This is a genomic window from Helicobacter sp. 23-1048, from assembly GCF_053654545.1.
In genome coordinates, this window is sequence record NZ_JBSIUT010000001.1 from 879,217 (window position 1) to 904,723 (window position 25,507).

General features: G+C 42.0%; 28 protein-coding genes and 2 pseudogenes. 10 read left to right on the top strand and 20 right to left on the bottom strand.

Annotated features, from left to right (window positions below):
- Positions 1 to 23: 23 nt before the first annotated feature.
- From ACWIWK_RS04350 to ribA, 5 genes are all read right to left on the bottom strand, one after another.
- Positions 24 to 629, bottom strand: coding sequence for a molybdopterin-guanine dinucleotide biosynthesis protein B (locus ACWIWK_RS04350; protein WP_454151174.1), 606 nt, complete (start codon positions 627 to 629; stop codon positions 24 to 26).
- Complete coding sequence (locus tag ACWIWK_RS04355; RefSeq protein ID WP_454151176.1) at positions 629 to 1,117, bottom strand: molybdopterin synthase catalytic subunit; 489 nt, start codon at positions 1,115 to 1,117, stop codon at positions 629 to 631. The genes ACWIWK_RS04350 and ACWIWK_RS04355 overlap by 1 nt, the downstream gene beginning before the upstream one ends.
- Positions 1,117 to 1,341 (bottom strand): MoaD/ThiS family protein, encoded by a 225-nt coding sequence (locus ACWIWK_RS04360; RefSeq protein WP_454151178.1) that lies wholly within the window; start codon positions 1,339 to 1,341, stop codon positions 1,117 to 1,119. The genes ACWIWK_RS04355 and ACWIWK_RS04360 overlap by 1 nt, the downstream gene beginning before the upstream one ends.
- Before the next feature lie 10 nt (positions 1,342 to 1,351).
- Positions 1,352 to 2,617 (bottom strand): molybdopterin molybdotransferase MoeA, encoded by a 1,266-nt coding sequence (locus tag ACWIWK_RS04365; RefSeq protein ID WP_454151180.1) that lies wholly within the window; start codon positions 2,615 to 2,617, stop codon positions 1,352 to 1,354.
- Positions 2,618 to 2,698: 81 nt separating this feature from the next.
- On the bottom strand, positions 2,699 to 3,280 hold the full coding sequence (ribA, locus tag ACWIWK_RS04370) for a GTP cyclohydrolase II (RefSeq protein WP_454151182.1): 582 nt from the start codon (positions 3,278 to 3,280) through the stop codon (positions 2,699 to 2,701).
- A 108-nt stretch (positions 3,281 to 3,388) separates the two neighbouring features.
- Between ribA and ACWIWK_RS04375 the strand changes: the two genes are divergently transcribed.
- From ACWIWK_RS04375 to ACWIWK_RS04390, 4 genes are all read left to right on the top strand, one after another.
- Positions 3,389 to 3,937: a YhcH/YjgK/YiaL family protein gene (locus ACWIWK_RS04375; protein WP_454151184.1), complete on the top strand. Its 549-nt coding sequence runs from the start codon at positions 3,389 to 3,391 to the stop codon at positions 3,935 to 3,937.
- Positions 3,938 to 4,003: 66 nt separating this feature from the next.
- A complete protein-coding gene (locus tag ACWIWK_RS04380; RefSeq protein ID WP_454151186.1) occupies positions 4,004 to 4,153 on the top strand; it encodes a hypothetical protein in 150 nt (49 codons plus the stop codon).
- A 6-nt stretch (positions 4,154 to 4,159) separates the two neighbouring features.
- On the top strand, positions 4,160 to 5,038 hold the full coding sequence (locus ACWIWK_RS04385) for a carbon-nitrogen hydrolase (protein ID WP_454151188.1): 879 nt from the start codon (positions 4,160 to 4,162) through the stop codon (positions 5,036 to 5,038).
- A gap of 64 nt (positions 5,039 to 5,102) precedes the next feature.
- Positions 5,103 to 6,071, top strand: coding sequence for an aspartate carbamoyltransferase catalytic subunit (locus ACWIWK_RS04390; RefSeq protein ID WP_454151190.1), 969 nt, complete (start codon positions 5,103 to 5,105; stop codon positions 6,069 to 6,071).
- Between the two features lie 34 nt (positions 6,072 to 6,105).
- Here the strand turns inward: ACWIWK_RS04390 and prpD are convergent, their stop codons facing one another.
- Both prpD and ACWIWK_RS04400 read right to left on the bottom strand, forming a co-directional pair.
- On the bottom strand, positions 6,106 to 7,560 hold the full coding sequence (gene prpD, locus ACWIWK_RS04395) for a 2-methylcitrate dehydratase (protein WP_454151192.1): 1,455 nt from the start codon (positions 7,558 to 7,560) through the stop codon (positions 6,106 to 6,108).
- 103 nt (positions 7,561 to 7,663) lie between these two features.
- The gene (locus ACWIWK_RS04400; protein WP_454151194.1) at positions 7,664 to 8,791 is read right to left on the bottom strand and encodes a citrate/2-methylcitrate synthase; all 1,128 of its coding nucleotides are present in this window, start codon (positions 8,789 to 8,791) and stop codon (positions 7,664 to 7,666) included.
- Positions 8,792 to 8,847: 56 nt separating this feature from the next.
- On the opposite strand from ACWIWK_RS04400, the gene ACWIWK_RS04405 reads away from it, so the two are divergent.
- The gene (locus ACWIWK_RS04405; RefSeq protein WP_454151196.1) at positions 8,848 to 8,976 is read left to right on the top strand and encodes a hypothetical protein; all 129 of its coding nucleotides are present in this window, start codon (positions 8,848 to 8,850) and stop codon (positions 8,974 to 8,976) included.
- Positions 8,977 to 9,067: 91 nt separating this feature from the next.
- On the opposite strand, the gene prpB is transcribed toward ACWIWK_RS04405, so the two are convergent.
- Positions 9,068 to 9,940, bottom strand: coding sequence for a methylisocitrate lyase (gene prpB, locus ACWIWK_RS04410; protein ID WP_454151198.1), 873 nt, complete (start codon positions 9,938 to 9,940; stop codon positions 9,068 to 9,070).
- Positions 9,941 to 9,982: 42 nt separating this feature from the next.
- On the bottom strand, positions 9,983 to 11,902 hold the full coding sequence (locus ACWIWK_RS04415; RefSeq protein ID WP_454151200.1) for a propionyl-CoA synthetase: 1,920 nt from the start codon (positions 11,900 to 11,902) through the stop codon (positions 9,983 to 9,985).
- Positions 11,903 to 12,252: 350 nt separating this feature from the next.
- Between ACWIWK_RS04415 and flgB the strand changes: the two genes are divergently transcribed.
- The 4 genes from flgB (at position 12,253) to ACWIWK_RS04435 (ending at position 15,517) form a co-directional block, all read left to right on the top strand.
- On the top strand, positions 12,253 to 12,687 hold the full coding sequence (gene flgB, locus ACWIWK_RS04420) for a flagellar basal body rod protein FlgB (RefSeq protein WP_454152025.1): 435 nt from the start codon (positions 12,253 to 12,255) through the stop codon (positions 12,685 to 12,687).
- A 46-nt stretch (positions 12,688 to 12,733) separates the two neighbouring features.
- A complete protein-coding gene (flgC, locus tag ACWIWK_RS04425; RefSeq protein WP_454151202.1) occupies positions 12,734 to 13,228 on the top strand; it encodes a flagellar basal body rod protein FlgC in 495 nt (164 codons plus the stop codon).
- 92 nt (positions 13,229 to 13,320) lie between these two features.
- A complete protein-coding gene (gene fliE / locus ACWIWK_RS04430; RefSeq protein WP_454151204.1) occupies positions 13,321 to 13,644 on the top strand; it encodes a flagellar hook-basal body complex protein FliE in 324 nt (107 codons plus the stop codon).
- A 58-nt stretch (positions 13,645 to 13,702) separates the two neighbouring features.
- Positions 13,703 to 15,517, top strand: a complete 1,815-nt coding sequence (locus tag ACWIWK_RS04435; RefSeq protein WP_454151206.1) for a peptidoglycan D,D-transpeptidase FtsI family protein — start codon at positions 13,703 to 13,705, stop codon at positions 15,515 to 15,517.
- A gap of 200 nt (positions 15,518 to 15,717) precedes the next feature.
- Here the strand turns inward: ACWIWK_RS04435 and ACWIWK_RS04440 are convergent, their stop codons facing one another.
- The 7 genes and pseudogenes from ACWIWK_RS04440 to ACWIWK_RS04470 all read right to left on the bottom strand — a co-directional run.
- Positions 15,718 to 16,521, bottom strand: coding sequence for a metallophosphoesterase family protein (locus tag ACWIWK_RS04440; protein WP_454151208.1), 804 nt, complete (start codon positions 16,519 to 16,521; stop codon positions 15,718 to 15,720).
- Between the two features lie 118 nt (positions 16,522 to 16,639).
- Positions 16,640 to 17,488 carry an exodeoxyribonuclease III gene (locus tag ACWIWK_RS04445; protein ID WP_454151210.1) on the bottom strand — a complete coding sequence of 283 codons (849 nt, stop codon included), beginning with the start codon at positions 17,486 to 17,488 and terminating at the stop codon, positions 16,640 to 16,642.
- Positions 17,489 to 18,457, bottom strand: coding sequence for an NAD(P)-binding domain-containing protein (locus tag ACWIWK_RS04450; RefSeq protein ID WP_454151212.1), 969 nt, complete (start codon positions 18,455 to 18,457; stop codon positions 17,489 to 17,491).
- Positions 18,454 to 18,702 (bottom strand): cbb3-type cytochrome oxidase assembly protein CcoS, encoded by a 249-nt coding sequence (gene ccoS / locus ACWIWK_RS04455; protein ID WP_454151214.1) that lies wholly within the window; start codon positions 18,700 to 18,702, stop codon positions 18,454 to 18,456. The genes ACWIWK_RS04450 and ccoS overlap by 4 nt, the downstream gene beginning before the upstream one ends.
- A 56-nt stretch (positions 18,703 to 18,758) precedes the next feature.
- On the bottom strand, positions 18,759 to 20,882 hold the full coding sequence (locus tag ACWIWK_RS04460; protein WP_454151216.1) for a penicillin-binding protein 1A: 2,124 nt from the start codon (positions 20,880 to 20,882) through the stop codon (positions 18,759 to 18,761).
- 15 nt (positions 20,883 to 20,897) lie between these two features.
- On the bottom strand, positions 20,898 to 21,620 hold the full coding sequence (locus ACWIWK_RS04465; protein WP_454152026.1) for a CZB domain-containing protein: 723 nt from the start codon (positions 21,618 to 21,620) through the stop codon (positions 20,898 to 20,900).
- Positions 21,597 to 22,454, bottom strand: a pseudogene (locus tag ACWIWK_RS04470) (methyl-accepting chemotaxis protein); the annotation flags it as partial. The pseudogene ACWIWK_RS04470 and the gene ACWIWK_RS04465, both read right to left, overlap by 24 nt.
- 217 nt (positions 22,455 to 22,671) lie before the next feature.
- Between ACWIWK_RS04470 and fur the strand changes: the two are divergent.
- Positions 22,672 to 23,139, top strand: a complete 468-nt coding sequence (fur, locus tag ACWIWK_RS04475) for a ferric iron uptake transcriptional regulator (RefSeq protein WP_454151218.1) — start codon at positions 22,672 to 22,674, stop codon at positions 23,137 to 23,139.
- Positions 23,140 to 23,197: 58 nt separating this feature from the next.
- On the opposite strand, the gene ACWIWK_RS04480 is transcribed toward fur, so the two are convergent.
- The 4 genes and pseudogenes from ACWIWK_RS04480 to ACWIWK_RS04495 all read right to left on the bottom strand — a co-directional run.
- Positions 23,198 to 23,788, bottom strand: coding sequence for an RBBP9/YdeN family alpha/beta hydrolase (locus ACWIWK_RS04480; protein WP_454151220.1), 591 nt, complete (start codon positions 23,786 to 23,788; stop codon positions 23,198 to 23,200).
- A 10-nt stretch (positions 23,789 to 23,798) separates the two neighbouring features.
- Positions 23,799 to 24,575, bottom strand: coding sequence for a HugZ family heme oxygenase (locus ACWIWK_RS04485; RefSeq protein ID WP_454151222.1), 777 nt, complete (start codon positions 24,573 to 24,575; stop codon positions 23,799 to 23,801).
- Between the two features lie 105 nt (positions 24,576 to 24,680).
- A complete protein-coding gene (locus ACWIWK_RS04490; protein WP_454151224.1) occupies positions 24,681 to 25,004 on the bottom strand; it encodes a DMT family transporter in 324 nt (107 codons plus the stop codon).
- Between the two features lie 122 nt (positions 25,005 to 25,126).
- Positions 25,127 to 25,498: pseudogene (locus tag ACWIWK_RS04495) on the bottom strand (DMT family transporter); the annotation flags it as partial.
- Between the last annotated feature and the right edge of the window lie 9 nt (positions 25,499 to 25,507).

Here is a 25,507-nt window from a genome sequence, read left to right on the forward strand (position 1 = left end):
AAGCAAAAATAGTGCCCAAGTCCTCAAGTGAGTTTTGTGATAAATTGGGCTATTTGCTTGGGAGCATCAATATCAAAAATAGGCAAATTTGGGAGTTTTGCCATTTTGTGCTTATCACTAGTAATCTCCCTGCTAAGTGCAAAGGCGTTTGCATAAGGGATATATGCCTCATCAATTTCTCCCCTAAAGAGGACAATTCTTGGATATGGCAAGTGCTTTAATCCCTCAATAAGCACCACATCACAATCATCAAAAAAGCCAATGATTTTTTGAAACTCTGTGCATTCATATTCGCTTATATCTTTAAATGCGGTATTCTTAGATTCCCTTAAATTTGCACAATCCACAGAATCTGTGACGAGATTCTGTGGATTGTGGTTGCTTTGATTGCTTGATAAAATGGTGCTTTTTTGCGGAGAGATGATAGCCACGCGTGGAGCGACTTGAGAGAATTTAAAGCTATCTTTGTTGTGCTCTTTTCCTTGTGTGTCAAATTCTGCTTTGTTTTTAGGGTCGTGTTTAATGATATTTACGCGCAAATCCATTTCGCGCAATGCCAGTGCAACTTTGCAAATAAGCGTGGTTTTCCCGCTATTGCTTTTCCCGCTAAAGCAGACAATTTTTGGCATTATGATAAGATTCCGCTTCCAGCGATTTTTTGACTCTTTGAGAGGGCAAAAACACGCTCGCCTTTAATAATGTCGTATTTCCAAATAGGCGCGTTTGCCTTAAAATCCTCGATAAAGTTCTCATACAAGCCCAACGCAGCTTTACGCTTAGAGGAGATAACCGCACACATAAACGAACTTCTGCCCTTTGGCACATCACCCGTTGAGTGTGCCATTAGTAGAGTTGCTTCTTGTTGCTTGGCTATCCCTTGCCATTTATTAAACCACTTCTGTAAAAGTGGCTCATATACATCAAAACTTAACCCCTCAACCAAGTCATTTTCCAAGTTTTTGTGGGTATTTTGCAAATCTTCTTGGCTTTTTTCCTCCCGCACAAGTCCCTCAAACACACATAGCGCACCACAATTTTGCGCCATTGCGTAATTTTCCCATTGTGTGTAGATTTCACCCACACACAATGCACCTTGATACAGCGTTAAAAATTCCATTATCCACCACAAACGGGAGGCAAAATGGCAATCTTATCGCCATTTTTTAGCACAAAGTTATTATCACTGATGATTTCATCATTTACAGCCACAGCACATATTTGTAGCCATTTTACTAATTCTTTTTTCTGTGCGAGTGCTTGTTTTAACTCACCGAAATTTTTTGCCTCACATTGCATAATGCCAAAATTACTTAATGGTCCTAAAAATTCCACACTTACCATTTATTCCTCCTTATAAAATATCCCTAAAGAGCAAGACTTCTACATTCTGTCCCTTTTTGAGCGAGCCACCATCTTCGGGCAATATGGCAAATCCTGTTTGCACGCCAAGATTGTTAATCATCGAGCTTTGTAGGCTTTTTTTGGATTTAAAGCTTACAAAAAATTCTCCATTTTTAAGTTCTATTTCACAGGCACGAAACTCCATTCGAGAATCACTTCGTTGGAGATTCTCTAATAATCGACCTTTAATGATAAAATTCTTTGCTTTTGTGCCATTAAGTCGCGCGATAATTGCACGAGCAAAAAGATAAAATGTTACCGCACACGAGTTTGGATACCCGGGTAAGCCAAAAATATGAGTAGTTTTATTGCCTTGTTTGTAGATTCCATACACCACAGGTTTGCCCGGTTTCATTCGCACGCCCTTAAACTGCATTTCACAAAACTCTTGCATAATATCTTTGGTAAAATCAAAATCACCAACACTCATTCCACCTGTGGTTACAAGCACATCGCATTGTTGCAATGCTTGTTTGTAGAGTTTGATAATGGCCTTTTTATCATCGCCTACATTGTCAAACAGCACGCTTTCACAGCCAAGCGATTCACATAGCGCGCCTAAAAGGTGGTTATTCACATTTCGTAGAGCATTTGTGCGTTGGCTTTGTTCGCCCACCTCAATGATTTCATCACCAATGCTTAAGATTCCAACTTTAGGGCGCGCACTCACTTGCACAAAGACTTTATTTAAATCTGCCAAAATTCCTACTTCAAAGGGACTTATGCGTATCCCTTGATGGAGTAAAATATCTCCAGATTTGTAATTTTCGCCCACTTGGCGCACCCATTGTGAGCGCGCAATCTCTTTTTTAGAATCAAGCAATTTGATAAATTCTTTATTGTCTTTTTTAAATTTGATAATATCCTCTATAAGCACGATTGTATCGGATTGTAATGGCATTTTAGAGCCTGTGTAGGTAGCAATGGTGCATTGTGGAGAGAGCGTGAGGATTTCTTCTAAGCCAGCCTTATTGACAGCTTGGAGTTCTAGCCCTTCGTTGCGGAGCATTTGTAAATCATCAAATCGTATCGCAAAGCCGTCCATTGCTGATGTGGGGAATGGCGGGACATTTTTATCAGCACGAATATGTTGCGCTAAAATGCGCCCAACAGATTGATTAAATGTAATTTTTTGGCTTGGTAGAGGCGTTACTTCTACGCCCTCCAAGATTCTCATTGCTTCAGTGTAGCTTATCATTGTTTTGTAGTTTTTCAACTTCCACCTCCATTCCTCTTAACGACATAGTATTGTAAAGAATCTCGCAGTGTAAATGTGCTGTTATTTGATTTGGAATTTTTATAGCAAGTGTCCCATTTTATCTTTTTTGACCTGCAAATATCCCTCATTGTGCTTATTGCAACCCACAATAATGCTATTTCTTTGCACTTTAGCATACTGAGCTATGGAATCTACTTTAAGCGGATTATTGGTAAGTAGGGCAATCTCTTCAATCCCAAAATGCTTAAATATTTCGCCCACAATAGCATAATCACGCCCATCAACAGGCAATCCAAGCTCTACATTTGCCTCTACTGTATCAAGTCCTTTATCCTGCAAGGCATACGCATTGACTTTGTTAAACAATCCAATACCTCTGCCTTCTTGGCGCAAGTAAATAACCATACCGCCATTTTTATGTTGCGCAATCTGTTTAAGGGCATATTGCAGCTCATTTCCACAATCACACTTTAGTGAGCCTAGCACATCGCCTGTCAAGCATTCTGAATGTAGTCGCACTAATGGCACTGCTCCTAGAGTTTCGCTAAAAATGACTAAATGTTCTTTTATTTCATTTTGCAAAAACTCTTTAAAACATTGTATCCAAAAGTTGCCATAAATAGTTGGCAAATGTGCTTTTTGCGATATTTCACACTGCATTACAATCCTTTTATTATGTTAAAAAGCGCGTATTTTAGCACAAATAACAAACTAAAGGCTAATTGTCGCTATAATTACATTCCTTAAGTTTTCTATTTGGAGTTACAAATGGCGTTAATCGGGCATATTTCTAGCTTTGATATTTTTTTTGCAAAGCACCAAAATCTTTGTTTTGTGCAGGAATATTTGCATAATACCCTGCGTGAAGGGAGTGTAGAACATACGCGCATTATGGATTTGCACCTTACAAATGGCGAGCGTGTGGAGTGTGAGTTTGATTTAGGCGGTGGTGTGCGCGCTATCGAGCAGAGCTATATGCTTAAAAGTCCGCAAGAAGCATTTTTTGAGACACATAAGAAATATGTGGATTTTCAGCTTTGTGTGGCTGGAGCGGAGGAGTTTCTCATTGGGTTTAGTGAAGATTTTTCGATTTTACGCCCTTATGATGAGAAAAAAGATTTGGTCGTATATCATAATCCAATACTTCCACCGCATACGCTTTTTTTTACTGCTGGCACTTTGGGAATCTTTTTTCCCCAAGATGTGCATTCTGGGGGACTAGATTCTAAAAACACTGCGTATTCACAATGGCAGGAGCAGATACATACACCACTTAAAAAAACCGTGCTAAAAGTGCCTATTAAATATTTTGCTTAAGAAAAGTTACAATATTGGTGTAAAAATTGCTAGCGAGGATTCTAAGATATTTTATAAGGAGACATTATGGGCGAGTATGATGATGAGTTTGATGGCATAAATGACGACTTTGATGAGGGCTTTGATGACTTTGATGATGAAGACACAACGGGCAACTATGGCGGGTATGACGATGATGACTACCAAAACCCTGACTACGAATATGAAGAGGAGTAGAGCATAATGCTTGTAGGGCTTGTCCAACAATCATTTTTAGATTCTAAGAAACACACAATGCAATTTAGCGCAGAGCAGATTTTTCATCTTGCTAAAAATGGTGCAAAACTTGTGTGTTTGCAGGAGTTGCATTGCACGGAATATTTTTGCCAAAGCGAAAATACGCGATTTTTTGATTATGCTAATGAGTATGAAGCAGATGTGGCGTATTTTGCTAATATTGCTAAGCAAGCAGGAGTAGTGCTTGTGGGCTCGTTTTTTGAGAAGCGCACTGCTGGAATGTATCATAATACCGCAGTGGTGTTTGAAAAAAATGGTGAGATTGCAGGCAAATATCGTAAAATGCACATACCAGATGACCCGCAGTTTTATGAAAAGTTTTATTTCACGCCGGGCGATTTGGGGTTTAATCCCATTGCTACGAGCGTTGGCAGGCTTGGTGTGCTTGTTTGTTGGGACCAGTGGTTTCCTGAGGCAGCGCGCATTATGGCACTCAAACGCGCAGATATGCTTATTTATCCCACTGCGATTGGGTGGTTTGATGAAGATAGCGATGAAGAGAAGCAACGACAAAGAGAATCTTGGATAGCAGTTATGCGCGGACATAGTGTGGCAAATGGGTTGCCAACTTTGGCGATAAATCGCGTGGGCTTTGAAAAAGATTTAAGCGTAGATTCTAAAGATACGCGAGGAATTCGCTTTTGGGGTTCAAGCTTTGCCTTTGGCGCACAAGGCGAACTTTTAGACAAAGCCAATGAAGAGCCTCAAAACCTGCTTGTTGAGGTTGATTTAGAGCGAAGTGAGCAGGTGCGCAGAATCTGGCCCTTTTTGCGCGATAGACGAATTGAAAATTATGCAGAGATTTTGGCACGACTTTGTGATTAAATTTTGCTAAAATTAGGGCGTTATTTTACATTACCCTAAAAAGGGCAAGACAAAAGGAGTAAAAATGTCAAAGCCCCGCCACCTTATCCGCACGAGTGATTTTAGCATTGATGAGATTGTTTGTATTTTTAATCGTTCTTTGTATTTTAAAACCCAAATGTTTGGGAAAGATTGTAAAGCGCCGCAAAGCTTTCCGTTGCAATATAAAAATGTTATTACCATTTTTTTTGAGAACTCCACACGCACGCTTTCTAGCTTTGAAGTAGCGGTAAAGAATCTAGGCGGGCAGGTAATGCGACTTGATGTTTCTAAAAGCTCTACTGCTAAGGGCGAGACTATTTCTGATACTGCTGCAAATCTCAATGCTATGAATCCTGATGCGATTATCATACGACATAAAAATGCTGGTGCGGGGTATTACCTTGGGCGTCAAGTGAATTGTCCTATTATCAATGGAGGCGATGGTGCACACTCTCACCCCACGCAAGCCCTCCTTGATTTACTCACGATTATTGAGTATTTTTTGGAGTCAAAGCATTCATACGATTCCAAAAAATCGCTACAACTCACAAACGACAATATTGCAACATTACTGCAGGGCAAAAAAGTCGCCATTGTGGGCGATATAATCAACTCACGCGTAGCAAATAGCAATATTGAACTTCTCACGCGTTTTGGATTGGAAGTGATTTTGGTTGCACCACCACATTTTTTACCAAAGACAACTTTGCGCACGAGCAGTGATTTGGCGGAAATTATCCGTGAAGTTGATGTGGTGATGAGTCTGCGCACACAGACAGAGCGACACAATCAAGTGATTTATGGCTCACTAAGAGATTATGCAAGTAGATTTTGCATTACAAAAGAACTTTTAGGTGATAATGCGTGTATTGTCCTCCACCCGGGACCTGTGCATCGCAATGTGGATATTGATGATGAGGTGTTAAAAGATTCTCGAAGTAAGGTGCTAGAGCAAGTTACAAATGGTGTGTGTGTGCGAATGGCGACACTTGATTTTCTCATCAATGGTTAGTGGAAATCCCTAAAGATTTCCACTTGTGTTGTTTTTATAGCACAAACAAATCACTAAACTCATTAAAGTTCATATTGAGCAAATTTTTGTCGTTTTCAAACGCACCCAAAATCCGCGCACATTGTTTTGGCGAAAATCTAGTCGCTAGATTTGCCCTAAATTTCGCCTCTAGCACGGGGATTCCCTCTTTGCGTCTGCGCTTATGTCCGATTGGGTATTCCACCTCGACTTTCTCTGTCCTAGAGCCATCTTTGAAAAAGACTTGCACCGCGTTTGCAATGCTTCGCTTATCCGCTTCCAAATACTCGCGCGTATATCTCTCATCGACTTCTACCACCATTTTAGCGCGTAACTCATCGATTCGCGTATCGCTAGCGACATTGTCCTCATAGTCATCAGCGACTAATCGCCCAAAGATAAGCGGCACAGCAACCATATATTGTATGCAGTGGTCTCTATCTGCGGGGTTTGCTAGCTCGCCTACTTTGTTGATTATGCGGTGTCCAGATTCTTGCGTGGTGATGATGATTTTGTCAATTTCACCTAGCCTATCTTTGACTTCGCTATGGAGTTTGATTGCCGCCTCCACTGCCGTTTGCGCGTGAAACTCCGCAGGGAAGCTGATTTTAAACAGCACATTTTCCATTACATAGCTTCCAAATTCTTGTGGGATTGTGAGTGTTTGCCCTTTCATTTTGACATCATTATATCCCCAAAAGCTCGCGGATAATGCGCTTGGGTAGCCCATTTCGCCTGTTTTTGCTTTGAGGGCTAAATCCACTCCGCGCGAGCTTGCATCACCTGCTGCCCAGCTTTTGCGCGAGCCTGTGTTTGGCGCGTGGCGATAAGTGCGCAATGCCCCGCCATCGATAAAGGCGTGCGATACGGCGTTGCGGATTTCGCTAAAATCACAGCCTAGCAGTTTGGCAGCTACTGCGGTGCTTGCGATTCGCACAAGCAGCACGTGATCAAGCCCCACTTTGTTAAAGCAGTTTTCTAGCGCGAGCACGCCTTGAATCTCGTGTGCCTTTATCATCGCTTGAAGCACGCAAGAGACGGTCAAAGCAGGCTTGCCCTCTGCGATATTTTTGCGGCTTACATAGTCTGCCACCGCCCAAATCGCGCCCAAATTATCGCTAGGGTGTCCCCATTCAGCTGCGAGCCAAGTATCATTAAAATCTAGCCAGCGCACCATAGCCCCTACATTAAACGCCGCGCGAATGGGCTCTAGTTGATAGCTAGTGCCCGGGATTTTGCTCCCTAGCGGGCGAAACTCCGCACCCTCCACACTTGGTCCAAGCAACTTCGTGCAAGCAGGATATTTTAACGCCAAAATCCCACAGCCTATCGTATCCATTAAGCAGTATTTTGCCGTTTCTATCGCCACTTCACTTTTTGCCACATACTCATCTGCGTATTTTGCGATTTTGCTTAGCAGTTCATCAAACTCTGGTCGTTTTGCCTCTAGTATTCCCATATCGTTACTCATTTTGTTCTCCTTTGATTTTGGTGTAAGATTTTACGCGCTTAACATAGATTTTGCGCGTGGTTTTGCCTTTAAATTCTAGAATTTAAAGGCGTTTAGCGACTTACTATCGGTTATCTATCGCCACAAAGTCGCGTGGGGCGACACCGATATACTCACTGCTAGGGCGGATAATCTTATTATTTGCCCGCTGTTCCTTTATGTGTGCAGTCCAGCCAGACACACGACTCATTATAAAAATAGGCGTGAAATAATCCGTCTTAATCCCCATAAAATGATACGCAGACGCGCTGTAAAAGTCCGCATTTGGCGGTAAGTTTGGCTTTTTTTCTTTCATTAGCGATTCGATTGCCTCGCTTACTTTGTATAACAGCGTATCGCCCCCTAGCTTTTTGCTCCACTCTTTGATAAGTGCATTTCTAGGATCTCCTCCCGCGCCATAGATTCTATGTCCAAAGCCCATTAGCAGTTGCTTTGTTTCTAGCTTGTGATTTACGCCCTTTATCGCTTCCTCTACGCTTGAAAAACTCTCAATTAAGTGCATTGCTGCTTCGTTTGCTCCGCCGTGAAGCGGTCCGCGTAATGCACCGATTGCCGCACTTACCGCGCTAAAAATATCGCTTCGTGTCGAAGCGCAGATTCTCGCTGTAAATGTCGAGGCGTTAAACTCGTGTTCGGCATAAAGGATTAGCGAGCAGTGCATCGCTTTGATAAATTCGCTTGGGGGATTTTGCCCTTTTAGCTTTTCTAAAAAATACCCCGCGATAGAATCTTGCTTGCTTTCAAAATCTATCTCTTTGCCATTATACGCGTAGTTATGCCAAAAGCACAGCACACTAGGCAAAATGCCAAGCAAGCGGATAATCTTGCTATCTTGGTCGCTAAAATCCTCTCTCTCTGCTTCAAGCGTGCCTAAAGTCGCCACCGCGCTTTGCATTAGATTCATAGGATGCGCGCTCTTTGGGATTTGCTTTAGCACTTCTTTTAGCTCTTTTGGTAAGCCTCGCTGTGCGGCGATTTTGCCCTTATACTCGCTTAGTTGCTTTGCGTTTGGTAGCTCGCCAAATTGGAGCAAATACGCCACTTCCTCAAACTCACAATGATGGGCTAAATCCTCGATGGCATAGCCATAATAATTTAACCCATTGCCTAGCCCGCAGGTGCATATCGCACTTTGCCCAGCGATAATCCCTGCTAGCCCACCACTTTTTTTACTTGCTTCACTTTGACTCATTTAGTTTCTCCTTTGTTTTAAAATTTACATTCTATGTTTTGTGTCATTGCGAGATTTTGCCTTCGCAAAATCGTGGCAATCCATTAGAAAATTTAGATTTTAGATTGCCACGCCGTGCAAGCACGGCTCGCAATGACGAAAACCTTGTCATATTGAGCGTGAGCGAAATATCTCAAACATTCTAGAATCTAGAGATACTTCGCTTCGCTCAGTATGACAAATAACTTTTTGGATACTTCGGTCGTTTCACTCCCTTAAGTATGACAATGAATAATCTCACTTCTTAAACAACTCATCTAGCTTATTTTCATACGCATAATAATCTAGCATTGCGTAGAGTTCCTCGCGTGTTTCCATTATATCAAGGACATCTTTTTGATGCCCATTTGCCAAAATGGATTTATACACTTGGTTTGCCGCCTTGCTCATCGCGCGATTTGCCGAGAGGGGATAAAGCACCATTGAGATTCCAGCCCCCTTTAGCTCATCTGCGGTGAAATAAGGCGTTTTTCCAAATTCTGTGATATTTGCTAGCACAGGGACTTTGAGAGCTTTCACAAACGCGCTATATTCCTCCAAAGTATGCACCGCTTCGGCAAATATCATCTCCGCCCCCGCTTCCACATAAGCCACTGCGCGCTCAATCGCCTTTTGTTGTCCTTCGATTGCGTGGGCGTCTGTGCGAGCCATCACCACAAATTCGCTATCGATTTTCGCGTCCATTGCGGCTTTGATTCTATCGCACATTTCTTGCGTGCTGACTAGCTCTTTATTTGGGCGATGTCCGCACCGCTTTTGCGCGACTTGGTCTTCTATATGCGTGGCGGCAGCCCCTGCACGGATTAGCTCTTTTATCGTGCGAGCGATATTAAACGCCCCGCCAAAGCCCGTATCACAATCTACCAAAAGAGGCGTATCTACACGCGAGGTGATTCTCCGCACATCGATACAAAAATCCTCTAACCCCACGATTCCCAAATCAGGCAAACCATAGCTTACACTTGCCACGCCAGAACCTGAAATATAGATTGCTTTATGCCCGATTTTGCTCGCTTGCAGTGCCGCATAAGCGTTTGGCGTGCCTACGATGAGCAATGGGGAATTTTCCTTTAATGCCTGCCTAAATCTTTTTCCTGCTGAAGTTACCATTTTTTCTCCTTTTTTACAATTTAAATTGCCACAAAATCCACGCTATGCGTTTTCTTTGGATTTTGTTGGTGTTTTGGGATAGCCTAGTTTTGCGATTGCCTCTTTGCAAGAATCTAGCACGCTAGAATCTTCAATCGTAGCGGGAATCGCATACTCCACGCCATCAGCGATTTCGCGCAAGGTTTTGCGCAAAATCTTGCCACTGCGCGTTTTTGGGAGGGCATTTACTACGGTGGCGATTTTAAAGCTCGCCACCGCGCCGATTTCGTGGCGCACGAGTGATACCACGCCATCGATGATTCCCTTATGGTCGCGCTCTATGCCTGCTTTTAGCACCACAAAGCCAAAGGGAATCTCCCCTTTTAGCTCATCATTGACGCCGATAACGGCGCATTCTGCGACATCGGGGGGCTTTGAGATGACTTCCTCCATTTCACCTGTGGAGAGACGATGCCCAGCGACATTGATAATCCCGTCCATTCGCCCCAGCACATAGACATAGCCGTCTTTATCGATATAGCCCGTATCGCCCGTGAGATAGTAGCCTTTGAAATGCTCCAAATAGCCCTTGCGATACCGCTCTTCATTTTCCCAGATTCCCATTAGGCAGGCAGGTGGCAGAGGCAATTTTAGGCAGAGCGCGCCTTTTTTGCCAGCTTTTAGCTCCTTGCCATCTTCGCCTAGCACTTTTAGATTAAATCCGGGGGTTGGCTTTGTGGGGCTTCCGGGCTTTATAGGCATAGGGTCTAGCCCCATAGGATTTGCCGCAATCGCCCAGCCTGTCTCTGTCTGCCACCAATTATCCACCACAGGCTTTCCCGTAACCTTTTGAATCCATTTTAGCGTGTCGCTATCGCACCGCTCGCCCGCGACAAAAATCGTGCGCAAACTCTCTAAATTGTATTTTTTTGCTAGCTCGCCTTTGGCGTCCTCTCGCTTGATGGCGCGAAACGCTGTAGGAGCGGAAAATAAAATATTGACTTTGTATTCATCAATGATTCTCCAAAAGCTCGCAGGATTTGGCGTGCGCACGGGCTTACCCTCATAGACAATCGTAGTGCAACCATTCATAAGCGGGGCATACACGATATAGGAGTGCCCCACTACCCAGCCCACATCAGAAGCGGTGAAAAACACATCGCCTTCTTTGGCGTTATAAATATTATCCATACTCCATTTCATCGCCACAGAATGCCCACCATTAGAGCGAATGACACCCTTTGGCGTGCCTGTGGTGCCTGAAGTATAGAGGATATAAAGCGGGTCTGTGGCGAGCACAGGCACAGGCTCTACGGGGTGGGTTTTTTCCTCCTCCACCTCCCAATCCACATCTCTCCACGGGAGCATACTTGCCTTATACTGCGGGCGTTGCCACACGATACAAGTGGTGGGCTTGTGTTGAGATTTTTTAATCGCTTCATCTAAAATGGGCTTATACTCAATGATATTGCTTATCTCAATCCCACAGCTTGCCGTCATTATCACGCGTGGTTTGGCGTCCTCTATCCTCATCGCTAGTTCGTGGGAGGCAAATCCCCCAAACACCACGCTATGAATCGCCCCTAGCCTCGCACACGCGAGCATCGCTATGACAGCTTCGGGAATCATCGGCATATAAATGATGACTCTATCGCCCTTTACCACGCCTTTGTTGGCGAGGATTCCCGCTGTCTTTGCCACTCTATCGCGGAGCTGCTTGTAGGTGTATTTTTTCTTGGTATCTGTTACGGGGGAGTCATAGATTAAAGCGAGATTATCGCCTCTGCCGTGATGGATATGCAAATCAAGCGCGTTGTAGCAGGTATTCATACAGCCTCCTACAAACCACCTGTAATGCTCGCCACTATCATCAAGCACGGTATCCCATTCATTATACCAATGCACTTTTTGGGCTGCCTCTGCCCAAAAATCTTGCGGATTTTCTATCGAGCGTTTGTATGTTTCATCGTAAGCTGTGCCCACGGCGCACCTCCTTTTTTTGTTGTGAAATTTTCATTGTTGGTCCTTTGTTGTGGTATTGTAAAAAGCGCAATAAAATTGCGACTTTTGATTTAGCATACTAAAAAATTCACAATTTAAAAGTGAAAATGCAAAAAATGCAAAAAATTGTAACAAAAAGAAACATACTAAAAATTTTAAAAACGCTACAATATCTTGCCACACGAAATTAAGTGGCATATCTTATGCTTGGATAATATGAAGATTCTCGGAGTTTTGTGGAATCTATGTGTGAGGGCAGATTCTCACTTGGGAATATATTTTGCTTAAACTTGCAGTGTTTAGGGAAACTTATTTGTAAAAGAGGTAGTCAAATGGATTTGATTAAAGATATTTCAATCGCTTATCCGCTAGTGTATAAGGCACTTGATTTTCGTTCATTGCGCCAAGATTTGATTTCATCAAACATTGCTAATGTTGATACACCATTTTATCGTCCAAAGGATATTAACTTCGAGCAGTTTTTGGCGCGTGAGAGTAACAAGGCATTTAAGAAAGTAACTGATGAGGACTTACCATTGCGCAGGGTGTATAATATCCACCGCGATGGCAGGCGAGTGGAGCTTGATAAAGCTACGATTTTTTGGCGTGATGGGCATTTAGCTAGAAATGACGGCAACAGCGTAGATTTAGATGTGGAGACAAGCGAAATGGGCAAAAACAGCACGATGTATAACGCCCTCACTAGTGCATTAAAGCGACATAAGGGTATTTTTGCTTATGCGGTAGATTCTGGAAGAAACATTTAATTGTTCTTTTTAGGATAGCAATTTAGGATTTTGAAAGGATTTAACAATGTCATTCTTATCGAGTTTTGATATTAGTGGATATGGTTTATCAGCCCAAAGGGTGCGCACCAATGTGATTTCATCAAACATTGCCAATGCAAACACTACGCGCACTGATGAAGGAGGACCATATCGCCGTAGAGAAGTGGTGTTTAGAGCGTTTGATTTTAACAAAGTATTAAACGAACGATTAGGTAAAGACAACAATTTACTTAAATACGAAGACCCGCTTGATGAGGGTGAGCTGAGGAAAGAACCAAAGCCGCCGATTATGAGCGTGTATATCCATAAGATTGTCCGTGATGATAGGCAGCCATTGATGAAATATGACCCAAGCCACCCTGATGCGAATGCGCAGGGTTATGTGGCGTATCCAAATGTCAATCCTGTGGTAGAAATGGCGGATTTAATCGAAGCCACGAGGGCGTATCAAGCAAATGTGAGCGCGTTTCAAAGTGCGAAAAATATGGCAAGCAACGCAATATCAATGTTCCAAGCGTAAAATAAGTAAATAAAAACCATAAAGATGAGAAAAATAGCACAAAATCAACATAAATAATGTAAAATTAGAGAATCTGTAATGAGGAGAACACAATGAACGAGGTAAATAAAGCACAATTTGGAGTTATTAAGAGCGATATTGTTCTGCCTGATGTCAATAAGCCAGCCGTTAAGAATATGCCTCCGCAAGATAGCGGGCTAGACTTTGCTAAGACACTTAAAGATACACTTGATAGTGTAAATGCCTACCAGCAAACTTCAGAAAAAGCTCTAGCAGATATGGCGACAGGGCAGGTTAAGGATTTGCATAGTGCGGCGATTGCGATTACAAAGGCAGAAAATAGTATGAAAGTAATGCTAGAAGTGCGCAACAAAGCAGTCAATGCGTATAAAGAGATTCTCCGCACACAAGTGTAGCTTTTGCTTGTGCGGACAGATTTAATCACAATCTTAATTTGTATAGAATCTAAAACAAATGGCTGATAAAAGAATCTCCGCTATTATCAGTCTTTGTGCTATTTTGCTTCTGTGTTTTAGTGCTTTTATAGCAATCACCTACACTAAAGTCATCACCCCAAGAAAACTCCCAACACTAGAATCAAAAAAAGTCGATACCGCGCTTAGAGGCTCGATTTTTAGTGCTGATGGCTTTGAGCTCTCTTCTAGTTCAAACATTTACAAAGCAAGTATCAACACACAAAGCATAGATTCCGAAAAAAAAGAACTTTTTGTGAATCTTTTTTCTATTTATAGTGGTATAGGCAAAGATGAGATTTTGAAAAAATTTCAAGTTAAGGGCAATGTCGTGCTATCTTACAACCTTGATGCCCCAACAGCGATTAACCTTAAAAAGCTAAATCTTGTGCTTTTACGCTATGGCGTATTTATCGAGTATGAAAACAAAAATGGCGTAGTAATCCCAAAGCAAGGCTTAAGTATCGAAGTGAGTGGCAACAATAGAAATTATCGCTACAAAAGTTTGCTAGAGCCACTTGTGGGCTATGTAGGCAAGGAGGAGAGCGAGGGAATCACGCGCGTGTATGGCATAAAGGGCATTGAGAAATATTATAATGAACTCCTTAATCCCAAGCAAGACGGCGAAATTATCGGTAGGCGCGATATAGGCTTTAATGTCATTATGGACAAGGGAGCGGTAAAAAAGACGCGCCAAGATGGCTTTGATGTAACGCTAAGTATTGTCTTGCGTGTGCAATCCCAACTTGAATCTATCCTAGATAGCGCAAAGGCGCGGTATAATTCAGGCGAGATTATCGCTGGGATTATGGATTCTAAAAGTGGGCAATTTATCGCGTTAGCGAGCTCAAATCGCTTTAATCCCAACACTTTACGCGATATTAAGGATTACTCACGGCTTAATCTCTCTGCGATTGAGCGTGCGTATGAGCCCGGAAGCACCATTAAACCTATCATTTATTCTGTCTTGCTTGAAAAAAATAAACTCAATCCAACGCAAAATATTGACTTAGAAAATGGCAATTATAAATTACGCAACTACACGATACGCGATAGTGTGGTGCTACAATCCGCTACTCCAGAGGGCATTATGCTCCATTCAAGCAACATAGGAATGGTAAAAATTGCTTCTGTTCTAAGCTCTCAAGAGCTCCACACTGCGCTAAAAGCCTTTGGATTCTCTCAAAGCACGGGAATCGACTTGCCCTATGAGAAACGCGGTTCTATCCCAAGTGTAAAAAAACTCAATATCGAACAAGCGACAAAGGCGACTATAAGCTATGGTTATGGCTTGCAGAGCACATTTATACAGCTTATGCGTGCGTATGCGAGCTTTAGTAATGGTGGATTGCTCCCAACTCCTCGCATTACGAGCTATATCACCGCACCAAGCTCTCAACGATACGAGCCCAAGAGCTATGCGCCATTGCAGATTCTCTCTCCGCAAGTGGCTAAGGAAATGGAAGAGTTGCTTATCAAAGTAGTGAAAAATGGCTCGGGCAAGCCAGCATTAGTAGAGAATCTCATCGTAGGTGGCAAGACAGGCACAGCGAGGATTGCTAGAGGAGGGCGATATGTCAAAGAGTATAATGGCTCGTTTTTTGGTTTTGCTAAAGATTTAGAGCGTAATTATACCATTGGTGTGGTGGTGTTTGAATCAAGTGTAGAAAACGACTACTACGGCGGGCGCACTGCTGCGCCAATCTTTAAGCAAATCGTGCAAATGCTTTTAAAGGAGGGGTATCTCACACCCATACAAGCACAAGATGTGCAATCACAAGAGCTAAAAGCATCGCAACAAACACTCCAAGAGTGAGAATCCAAACTAAGAATCCAAAAATACTACAATAAGCACATATTATCAATATACAAAGTGTCAATGTCGCCTAATTTACACTATTATCGCACGAGCCTAGATAGAGTTGATTGTCAGTGGGTTTGTATTTAGCTATTTTTGCTCCCTTTGTGTTTAAGATTAAGTGTTTTTAAGATTTTAAAATGCGGGTTATACTTTTGCTAGTTTGTATTTGCTTGCGTGCTTATGCGCAACGCCTCCTCATATAAGCAATGTGCGTTGATTGTTAGCTTAGATTTCGCATTTGCAGAATCCGCGATAGAATCTAGGGCAGAATCTAGCTCCACTTTAAAATCAAAATCCCCGTGCCAATGCCCAAAAAACCATTCGATGTTCCCGCTTTGGTTGAGCGCGATTTTTTGTGCCAAAATCTCAAGCCACACACAATTTTTATCGACAAAATCTTTATCTATGCTTAAATGTGTATCAAGATGGGGCAAAAAGCTACTAGGGCAGGTGTGCGTGATGACGATGTCGATTTGCCCTCTAAAATCTACTAGATTTTGCAGGGCGTATTTGACTTGGGCTGGAGTGATATTTTCGCCCTCCCACCACGAGATATTTGGCTTTCTGTAATCTTTGTCTATGCTACTAGCCCCACCCATCGTAAAGATATGCTTCCCCGCTATGGTGTAAATCTCGCCTCGTTTGAGATGGTAGCATTTGCCCTTGATATACTCGCCGACATTCCCGCCAAATTTTTTGACATTTTTTAGCGCGTCTAGGCGGTTGAAATTTTCGTGATTGCCATCGATAAAGAGAATCGTGCAGGGGAGTTTGTCAAACTCGCTTACTAAAAACTTCTCACAATCATCTGCCCTGTCCCCCCACAGCACGCCAAAATCCCCACAGATGATGATAAAATCATCTTTGGTGTAGGATTCTAATGGTAAAAAGATTTTTTCTATGTCCTCTAAGCCGTGCGTATCGCCAAATATATAGATTGTCTGTGTGCTTTTGCTCATATTTGATTCCTTTTGGGGGTTTTATTATATTTTAAAAATGTTTATTTATTATCTATAATTTTCTAATAATTTTTAGACAAATTTTTGTCTGCTTTTTAAGTATCGCCTTGTGGTTTCTTTAGATTTCTATCTCTACTCCCACAGGGCAGTGGTCGCTCCCTAGTATCTGTGGATAGGCTTTGAAGTCGTTGTAGATTTTGGCGTTTTTTAAGGCAGATTCTAAGGATTTGGAGCAGAGGAAATAATCAATCCTCCAGCCCACATTGTTTTTCCTAGCTTTGCCAAAGTAGCTCCACCAGCTATATGCGCCCTGCAACTCGGGGTAAAAATGCCGAAAAGTATCGATAAATCCAGAATTTAAAAGCGCGCTAAATTTCTCCCGCTCCCAGTCGCTAAAGCCTGCGTTGCCCTTAAACTTTATCTCGCCATTTTTGTCTTTTTTGGTGCAGTTTGTTTTGGGGTTTGCCAAATCGATTTCATTGTGGGCGACATTTAAGTCCCCGCAGATTATCACGGGCTTTTTGCGCTCCAAATCTTTGAGAAACGCGCGGAAGTCATCTTCCCACGCCATTCGATACTCTAGCCCCTCTAGCTCGCGTTTTGAGTTTGGAGTATAGACATTTACGAGGTGAAATCTTTCAAATTCTGCGGTGATGATTCTGCCTTCATTGCCCCTGCTGTGCTTTTGAATGCTATCTTTGTGAAAATCATTCATTTCATAGCGCACATTTAGAGGCTTTATTTTGCTTAGCATTATCGTGCCTGAATAGCCCTTTTTGTCCGCGCTATGCCAAATCTCTGCGTATCCCAAAGAGGCAAAATCAAAATCGCCTTGCTCTTTTTGCATTTTGGATTCTTGGATACAGAAAATATCGGCATCTATTTGCTTAAAAAACTCCATAAAGCCCTTATTCATACACGCTCGCAGTCCATTGACATTCCACGAGATGAGGTTTAGCGTTGGCATTTAGATTTCCTTAGAATCTAGTCGCTTTTTAATCTCAAGCGCAATATCATAGCCGTGATTGAGCGCGATAGCAATCGAGCCACCATTTCTAAACAAAATATCTCCAGCGACAAAGAGATTTTTTACCGCACTTTCGTTTTTATCGCATATTGGCACATTGTTTTCATCAAGTTTGATATTGCATTTGTGTAAAAAGTCCGTAGGAGCTGCACCACCAATGGCATACACCACTCTATCAAATACTTCATTTTGGGAATCACTAAAGCACACTTTGACTTTCCCACCTTCATCTTCTAAGCTCACAATATCCACACCCAAGCGTGATTTGAGCTTACCAGATTGCATCACTTCTTTTAGTTGCGTGGCGTTAATGTCGTTAATGCGTGTAAATTCGCTTCGGCGGTAGTTTAGCGTGGTATCATTGCTTTGGCATAGAAGCGTGGCGTATTCCACCGCCGAGTTCCCCCCGCCCACGACTAGGAGCTTTTCATCGTTAGGGATATTATTAGCGTTGAATTGCACTCTGCGCTTGATTGATGAGGGGATAGGGTAGGTTGGTTTGTTTGGTTGCCCCATTTTGCCAATAGCGATGACGACAAATCGCGCTTGGTATGTTTGATTGGCGTTTGTGTGAATGGTAAAAATATCGCCATTGTGTTGGATAGATTCTATATCTGTTTTGTAGTGAATATTTAGGTTGTTTTCTTGTATGACTTTATCAAAAAATTCTAGCGTGCTTTCTTTGTTGCCATCTTGGAGTGGGATATGCCCTTTTAAATCTGCTTGTTGTCCTTTGTAGTCCTTATCCACGCGTTTGCCGTCTTTGTAAAATTGCCTAAGAGTAGAGAGGAAACTCTCTCCTTTTTCAAATACAACAATGTTTTGAATATCTAAGGCTAGACATTCCACACCACAGCCAATCCCAGCAGCTCCACCACCTATAATCCCAACATCATACACCTTATTCATTTGTCCTCCTTAGATTGTTGTGTATTTTGCTCTTTGAGAGAATCTAAGTCATCTAAAAAATTATGCTTTTTTTCTTGATTGGCAATTTTGTTTAAATCCTCAGGGGAATCAAAAAGTACCCCTTCCATCATTTTGCCCTCATCATCAAATTGTCCGTTTTTAAGCCCCCATACTACACCAAGTAGCGCGAAAAAGCCTAAAGTGAGCGAGACACCAAGCATCAATGCGATAACTTCTTCACTCAAAGTTTTGCTTCCTTAATGTAAATTATAAGCGTATTGTGCCAAATTGCAATAAACGCTTAAAAAATCAAACTATCCTCAATACTCATATTTTGCGTTGGTGGGAGTTGAGAGACATCAGTATAGAGGAATTCACCATCGTCATACGCCTTTCTCATTACACCACTTGGCACAGGGAAATGTCGCCTTAAGCTAGGCTCAATTTTTAACACATTGCTAAAAAAATACGCGCTAGCAGGCGCAGAAGTTACACCACCTGTTTCAGTTGGACCAATGGGGAGGTTGTTATCCCGTCCCATCCATATAACCACCTGTAAATCAGGGGAGAATCCACAAAACCAACCATCGACATTCCTATTAGAAGTGCCCGTTTTGCCAGCGATTTCAATGTTTGGCAAATGTGCGCGTGAGCCCGTGCCACGATTTACGACATCACGCAAGATATTGGTTACTAAAAATGCTTGACTTGGCGATGTAAATTCTTCTTCTTTGGTTGGGAAGTTGTCATTGACTTCGCCTTGTGCGTTTGTAACAGACTCTACAAGTCTTGGCGTTGTGATTGTGCCATAGTTTGAAAATAGCGAATATTTCCCCGCCGCATCAAGCGGAGAGAGACTAAGAGAGCCTAAAACAATGCTCATATCAGGTGGAGCACCCTTAAAATGCAAATTTTCAATCCCCTGATAGATTGCATCAAAGCCAACTTCTTGCACGAGGTTAATAGTGGCGAGATTGGCTGAATGTTGCAAGGCACTATGCAGGCGCACCATACCACCATACGAACCCACATTTTTAGGTCGCCATATACTTGCTTCGGCTTCTTGCCCCACGCCCTCCACAGAATCTAAATCGATATTTTTCACTCGTCCGCCAAATCTGCGCGGGACATCGGGTATCTGCCACGCAGGCGAGTAACCTCTATTAAACGCAAGCAAGTAAATAAATGGCTTTACACTTGAGCCAAATTGCCGTTGTGCTTGTGTAGCGCGATTAAATGGTGAAATCGCATAATCTATCCCGCCTACGAGAGCCAAGACATTGCCCGTTTCTGGCTCGGTAACTACCATCGCGCCATTAAGATTCCCACCAAATCGTTTGGCGTATTCTTCTTTTGGTAGAGCGCGTATGAGGTTTAGTGCTTTAGCGCGAGATTCTATTATCATTTCTTGTTCATTTTGAGGGTCTATCTCGCGCTCTTGTGCGCTTGCCTCTTCAAACATATTTGGATACCGCTCCAATAAACGCTTGTTGGTTTCGTTGTATGTGTGTATAAGTGCGCTTTGGGCGATTTTTTGGTAATCTAAGTCAATAGTTGATGTTACTTTGTATCCGCCCACTCGTATATCTGGGTATATTTCGCTAAGTTGGCGCACGATTTCATCGACTGCATAAGGCGCAGAGTTTTGTGTGAGTGTTTCATTATATACTTTTGGGATTTCTTTAATAGCTTTCGCGTATTCTTGCTCGGTAATCCAACCAATTTCATTAAGTCTATCTAAAATTGCATTAGCGCGTAAAAGACAATAAGTCAAATTGCGTGTAGGGTCATAAGTGCTCGGGGCTTTTGGCAATGCTATAAGCATACTTATTTCTTTCAATGAGAGTTCGTTGAGATTCTTTTTAAAATATCCTAACGCCGCAGTCCTTATGCCATAATAGCCGTGTCCAAAGAAAATATGATTAAGATAAATCTCTATAATATCTTCTTTACTCATTTGTTGCTCTAAAAGGATAGCAAACACAGCTTCTTTAATTTTGCGTTTAAAACTGCGCTCAGAAGTTAATGCGATATTTTTCACAACTTGCTGGGTAAGTGTGCTCCCACCCTCAGAGTATCGCAAACTTTGTATGTTTTTCACCATTGCGCGCGAAATTGCATCAGGATTTATCCCAATGTGCTCAAAAAACAATGTATCTTCCACTGCTAAAAGCACTTCTATCAAACGCGGTGGAATCTCATCAAACCTCGCATAAAGGCGAAACTCCACATCAAAGACATTTGCCACAAGTCTCCCTTTTCTATCAAAGATTTGTGTGGTTATATCCATACGATGTTTTTTTATCGCATCGATTTGGTCTTGAGATTCTGAGTAGATATTATACATATATCCTAGCACGCCAATACCGATGACAAGCGCGACAATGCCAGCACCATAACCAAAAGAGCGAAATAGATAATTCATACAATTCTCTCCATTTTATTTGGTGGGAGTGGCTTCTTGCTCTTTATGCTCCTGCTTGTCTGCCCCCTGATTGTTTGCTTCATTACTTTGAGTAGGAGTTGATTTGTCGGCTTGGGCTACTTCTTTCTCCTGTGGTGTGGAATCTACCTTAGCGGGGCTTGCTACTGATGTAGAGCTTGTGGGCGCAGGGCTTGTCGGTGCGGGGGTTGGTTTGGCAGGTGCAGATTCGTTTTGTTTTTGTGGTTTGGTTATATAGTCATTGCTAAGTTCATTGATTTTTGCTCCATTTTGTGCTTCAATCTCACCATACATTTCATCAATAGATTCTATCACGCCATTAGAGTTTTTTTCCATTGTGAGGATTTTTTCTTTGACGAGTGATTTTGGGCAAGATTCATTAGGATTTTCAAATGTTTGCGCAAGCGTGATGGCTTGTGTATGCACTCCTGCGTGGAAATCATCCATTTTCTTATACCCATTTGTATTGCTAAATAACTGCTTGCCTCGCCCCTCAAAATACCATTTCCCTAAACGACAATTTTTATGATCCACTTTAGCAAAGGAATCTTTCACGCCGAACAAAAAGCTATACAAGTTGTTTTTATACACCGTGTGGTCAAGTTTAGCAAGGGTGCAGAAGATTCTACTGCTAAGCGTTGAGCTGATTTGGTTGTTGATTAAAGAGCTTACTTTTAAATCATTTACTATGCTGTGTAATGAAGTGATAGCTTCTTTCACAGATGTGGTCGCTTGATTTGTGTCTTCTGTCTCGCTTTGTATGTCGTTTGCCTCTTGTTGCATTGATTTTACCACTACTGCGATTTCTTTGGTAGCTTTTTGTGTTTTTTCCGCGAGTTTTCGCACTTCATCAGCCACCACGGCAAACCCTCTCCCGTGCTCTCCTGCGCGCGCCGCTTCAATAGCGGCATTAAGGGCTAGGAGATTTGTTTGCTCAGCAATATCATCAATAAGTGAAATAACGCTAGTGATTTCATTGCTTCGTTGTGTGAGTGATTCCACAAGTTGTGTTGAGACTTGCATTTTTTCATAAAGAGTTTCGATTTCGCTCAGGGCATTGTTGCTCATATTCATTCCGTATTCGGCTCTATCTATGCCTTCGTTTGTGTGATTTACCACTTCACTTGAAGCAGACAAAATGTCTTGCAATGCGCTTTGTGTCCCCATAATGCCAGAGGTAAGTGATTGAGAGTAGGTCTCAAACATATCAAAATCCTCATCTTTATCACTGCGTAAATCCACAGGCAAGATAGAATAAAACACACCGCCATCGTGGGCGAAGTGCTTCACACTAAACTCACCAATAGGCAGACAAACATTGCCATCTTGTGCATTCAAATGTGGAATTATAGAATCTAGGTTTGCCATTTTTTGTGCTTGCTCGTTTTTGAAAAAGACTTCACCATTTTTGATACCTACGATGACTTCTTGCTGTGTAAATCCAAAAGCGGCTTCGTAAGACTGAATTTGCGCTTTTAGATTCTCAATCTCTTTGTTTTGTGCATTTGTAGTGCTTGCTTGAGGCTGTGCGTTACTTGAGCTAAAAAATCCCATACTAACTCCTTTAAAGTTATATTTACACTTGGGCTAAGTGTAGCACATTTTTCTTTTGCAATCCATTAAGGCGGTTGTTTTACAGGATATTTTGTTTGCGTTTGATACATTTTTAAGGAAATTTTCACAAATTATGATAAAAAGTCTTTTTATTTTACCTATTTATGATAGTATTTTGAGAATACAAAATCTTAAAGCAAAATTAAAGGAGTCAAAAATGGTTGGCAATTCTCGGTTAGAAACACTCGAATCTATCTTGGATAGATTACGCTCAGACATTAGAAAAAATGGCTTGAAAAACTCTAAGCAACGCGAGGAGATTCTCACAGTGTTGTATAAAAGTGGCACACACTTAAGCCCAGAAGAAATCACTAATAAAATCCGCACACTTGATAAAAACGCGAGCATTTCATCGGTGTATAGAATCTTAAAGTTTTTAGAAGAAAGTGGATTTATCACAGCATTAGAGGCAGACAAAAGTGGCAGACGCTATGAAATCGCCGCAAAGGAGCACCACGACCATATTATTTGTATAGATTGTGGTGATATTATCGAATTTGTGAATCCACAAATTGAGCGCATACAAGTTGAGACTACGGAGCAATTTGGCGCGAAACTTATTAGCCACGATATGCGATTATTTGTGCGTTGTGCTAAATGCAAGGGCTTGCATACAAACAACTAAAGCATTATTGTCTTGTTGAGGATTTGTATCGCACTCCTTGCAAGATTTGGTGTGTTTGTTACACAGGCAAGATATTTTGCAGTGTTTGCTTCATCAGCGGGAAGGTGCTAAATCCATCACTCTCCATAAAGTGTCCGCCCTTTTGCACTGCTATAAATTCCGCTTGTATGGCGTTTGCTAAATCTTTGGTTGAATCTAGTGGCACGATTTCATCATCGTGCGCCGCGATAACTATGCGTTTGGGGGCTAGGCGGATAATTTTTTCACAATTAAGCGGTGCATTTGTAAAGCTATCAAGCTCGCTTAAATGCGCCAGTGGCTTATAAAAGCCCGATACCAAAACAATACCACCAAGCGTGATAGAATCTGATACACTCTCAACATAGCGTAAAGAAGCAATACAACCCAGACTATGCCCTATGATAAAGGTATGCTTACTTGGGTTTGGGAGAGTTTTGACAAGTGTTTGCACCCATTGCGTGGGAGTTGGATTGCTCGGATTTGGCATAGCAGGGATTAGCGTGTCATATCCCAAATCTTTAAGCCAATGTGATAAATCCACAAACCAATGTTTATTGGGGTGTGCATCATAGCCGTGAATGATACACACTTGCTTTTGTTGTGGATTTGATTGTTGTGTTTGTTGCATTAAGAATACTCTACCCTCTAGTGTGTGGATTTTTGACACCTTGATGTGGATTGCCCCCACCTTTGCCACCTAATTGCTTTAATTCACCATTTTGAGAGATTGCAAACGCTCCTCCAAAACCTTTTACAAATCGCCCTTCTTCATAAGTAAGTTTGATTAAATGAAAGTCCAAGAAGTTTCGTATGGTGCTAATGCCACCGCCAGAACCTTGCTTTTTCTCAAATTCATCATACACTCTATCAAATTCTGCTCCCCGCTCTATAAAAGTCGCTTTAGCTCTATATCGCAATCTTTTACGCACAATCACAGAGGCAGCCTTACTTTCATCTTCTAAGAAAAGCACCTCAATGTTGTGTGGATTACCTTTTATACTTGCGTAATGCTCGGCAGTCTCGCTAATGTAAATGTAATCGCCACTTGCAGTTTGGATAATAGGCGCATACGAGCAGAGCACCTCGCCATTTGGATTAAGCGTAGCTAGACATACAGAGCCAAAAGAAGCCTTAAATTCATTAAGCTCATCTTTAATTTTGTCATAATCGACATTTTTTTTCGCACTCATACAAAGCTCGATAATCACATTAGTGAGGTTTTCTTCATCTGCTTTTGCAGGGAAGTCTATACGCAGATTCTCTCCATTGTTGTAAGTTATATCTAACCCACCTAAATCTACACTTTTTAAGCAGACATCTTTGACTTCACTCACACCCGCGAATTTATTTACCAAATCTACAAGATTGGCTTTATGTTGTTCATTCATATGACTAATGATACTTGCAAAACTCATTGTATCTCCTTTAATTATGATATTAGTATTTATAAATACTAACAAAAGTTTTTTAACTTTGTGATAAATTGCTTGCTTTTTATATTTTGTGCTTAATGTGAGAATCTATCCCAAATCTCCCAAATACTTCAGTCCCACGCTACACGCGATGATAACGCCAATAAGCAAAAGTTTATCAAAACTTTTGCTTTCGTTAAAAAATACGATTCCCACCACTACGCCCCCGCAAGCTCCAATCCCTGTCCATATCGCATACGCCACACCCATCGCAATCTCGCGCATAGCAAGCGATAGGAGGGAGAGACTTAGCACAAAAAGTGTGGCAATACACAAAATATAGATATTTTTGCCACTCATAGCGTAGCGTTTCATAGCGATTACGCCAAAAATTTCCATAAGCCCAGCAAGCAAAAGATACGCCCAGCTCATCGCTTCCTTCCTTTGTCTTTTGCTCTTAAATCAGAATCTAGCAAGGAATCTAACGCACTATTGATTTTCAAATCACTCGCGAGATTCTCGACTATGGCTTCATCTTGCGCTATGCCATCTTCTTTTTGCGAGACAAATTTTAGCGCGATGACAGCAAAAAGCAACAATGCGATAAGGCTCACTTTTATGAGAGAAAACGGCTCGCCAAAGATGAAAATCTCGCCTGCCACCACGCCCGCTGTGCCGATACCGACAAACACGCTATAAGCAATGCTTACCTCTAGCACCTTGCACGCCAAAATCATCGCGCTAAATGAACACGCAATCCCAAGCGCAGTAAGCATATAAAGCAAAGGCGTATTAGCGTATTTTAGCCCGCTTACCCAAAAGCACTCCACAATCCCGCCTAAGATAACCAAACCCCACGCAATATTGACAAAATTCACATTGCTTTGCTGTAATTTTCTCACAAACGCACGCCGTTTTATGCGCATTTTTGTAAG

What these genes read in the sequence shown, in the direction of transcription:
- ACWIWK_RS04350 (WP_454151174.1), bottom strand. Translation starts at nt 629, where the DNA reads ATGCCAAAAATTGTCTGCTTTAGCGGGAAAAGCAATAGCGGGAAAACC.
- ACWIWK_RS04355 (WP_454151176.1), bottom strand. Translation starts at nt 1,117, where the DNA reads ATGGAATTTTTAACGCTGTATCAAGGTGCATTGTGTGTGGGTGAAATC.
- ACWIWK_RS04360 (WP_454151178.1), bottom strand. Translation starts at nt 1,341, where the DNA reads ATGGTAAGTGTGGAATTTTTAGGACCATTAAGTAATTTTGGCATTATG.
- ribA (WP_454151182.1), bottom strand. Translation starts at nt 3,280, where the DNA reads ATGCAGTGTGAAATATCGCAAAAAGCACATTTGCCAACTATTTATGGC.
- ACWIWK_RS04375 (WP_454151184.1), top strand. Translation starts at nt 3,389, where the DNA reads ATGGCGTTAATCGGGCATATTTCTAGCTTTGATATTTTTTTTGCAAAG.
- ACWIWK_RS04380 (WP_454151186.1), top strand. Translation starts at nt 4,004, where the DNA reads ATGGGCGAGTATGATGATGAGTTTGATGGCATAAATGACGACTTTGAT.
- ACWIWK_RS04385 (WP_454151188.1), top strand. Translation starts at nt 4,160, where the DNA reads ATGCTTGTAGGGCTTGTCCAACAATCATTTTTAGATTCTAAGAAACAC.
- ACWIWK_RS04390 (WP_454151190.1), top strand. Translation starts at nt 5,103, where the DNA reads ATGTCAAAGCCCCGCCACCTTATCCGCACGAGTGATTTTAGCATTGAT.
- prpD (WP_454151192.1), bottom strand. Translation starts at nt 7,560, where the DNA reads ATGAGTAACGATATGGGAATACTAGAGGCAAAACGACCAGAGTTTGAT.
- ACWIWK_RS04400 (WP_454151194.1), bottom strand. Translation starts at nt 8,791, where the DNA reads ATGAGTCAAAGTGAAGCAAGTAAAAAAAGTGGTGGGCTAGCAGGGATT.
- prpB (WP_454151198.1), bottom strand. Translation starts at nt 9,940, where the DNA reads ATGGTAACTTCAGCAGGAAAAAGATTTAGGCAGGCATTAAAGGAAAAT.
- flgB (WP_454152025.1), top strand. Translation starts at nt 12,253, where the DNA reads ATGGATTTGATTAAAGATATTTCAATCGCTTATCCGCTAGTGTATAAG.
- flgC (WP_454151202.1), top strand. Translation starts at nt 12,734, where the DNA reads ATGTCATTCTTATCGAGTTTTGATATTAGTGGATATGGTTTATCAGCC.
- fliE (WP_454151204.1), top strand. Translation starts at nt 13,321, where the DNA reads ATGAACGAGGTAAATAAAGCACAATTTGGAGTTATTAAGAGCGATATT.
- ACWIWK_RS04435 (WP_454151206.1), top strand. Translation starts at nt 13,703, where the DNA reads ATGGCTGATAAAAGAATCTCCGCTATTATCAGTCTTTGTGCTATTTTG.
- ACWIWK_RS04440 (WP_454151208.1), bottom strand. Translation starts at nt 16,521, where the DNA reads ATGAGCAAAAGCACACAGACAATCTATATATTTGGCGATACGCACGGC.
- ACWIWK_RS04445 (WP_454151210.1), bottom strand. Translation starts at nt 17,488, where the DNA reads ATGCCAACGCTAAACCTCATCTCGTGGAATGTCAATGGACTGCGAGCG.
- ACWIWK_RS04450 (WP_454151212.1), bottom strand. Translation starts at nt 18,457, where the DNA reads ATGAATAAGGTGTATGATGTTGGGATTATAGGTGGTGGAGCTGCTGGG.
- ACWIWK_RS04460 (WP_454151216.1), bottom strand. Translation starts at nt 20,882, where the DNA reads ATGAATTATCTATTTCGCTCTTTTGGTTATGGTGCTGGCATTGTCGCG.
- fur (WP_454151218.1), top strand. Translation starts at nt 22,672, where the DNA reads ATGGTTGGCAATTCTCGGTTAGAAACACTCGAATCTATCTTGGATAGA.
- ACWIWK_RS04480 (WP_454151220.1), bottom strand. Translation starts at nt 23,788, where the DNA reads ATGCAACAAACACAACAATCAAATCCACAACAAAAGCAAGTGTGTATC.
- ACWIWK_RS04485 (WP_454151222.1), bottom strand. Translation starts at nt 24,575, where the DNA reads ATGAGTTTTGCAAGTATCATTAGTCATATGAATGAACAACATAAAGCC.
- ACWIWK_RS04490 (WP_454151224.1), bottom strand. Translation starts at nt 25,004, where the DNA reads ATGAGCTGGGCGTATCTTTTGCTTGCTGGGCTTATGGAAATTTTTGGC.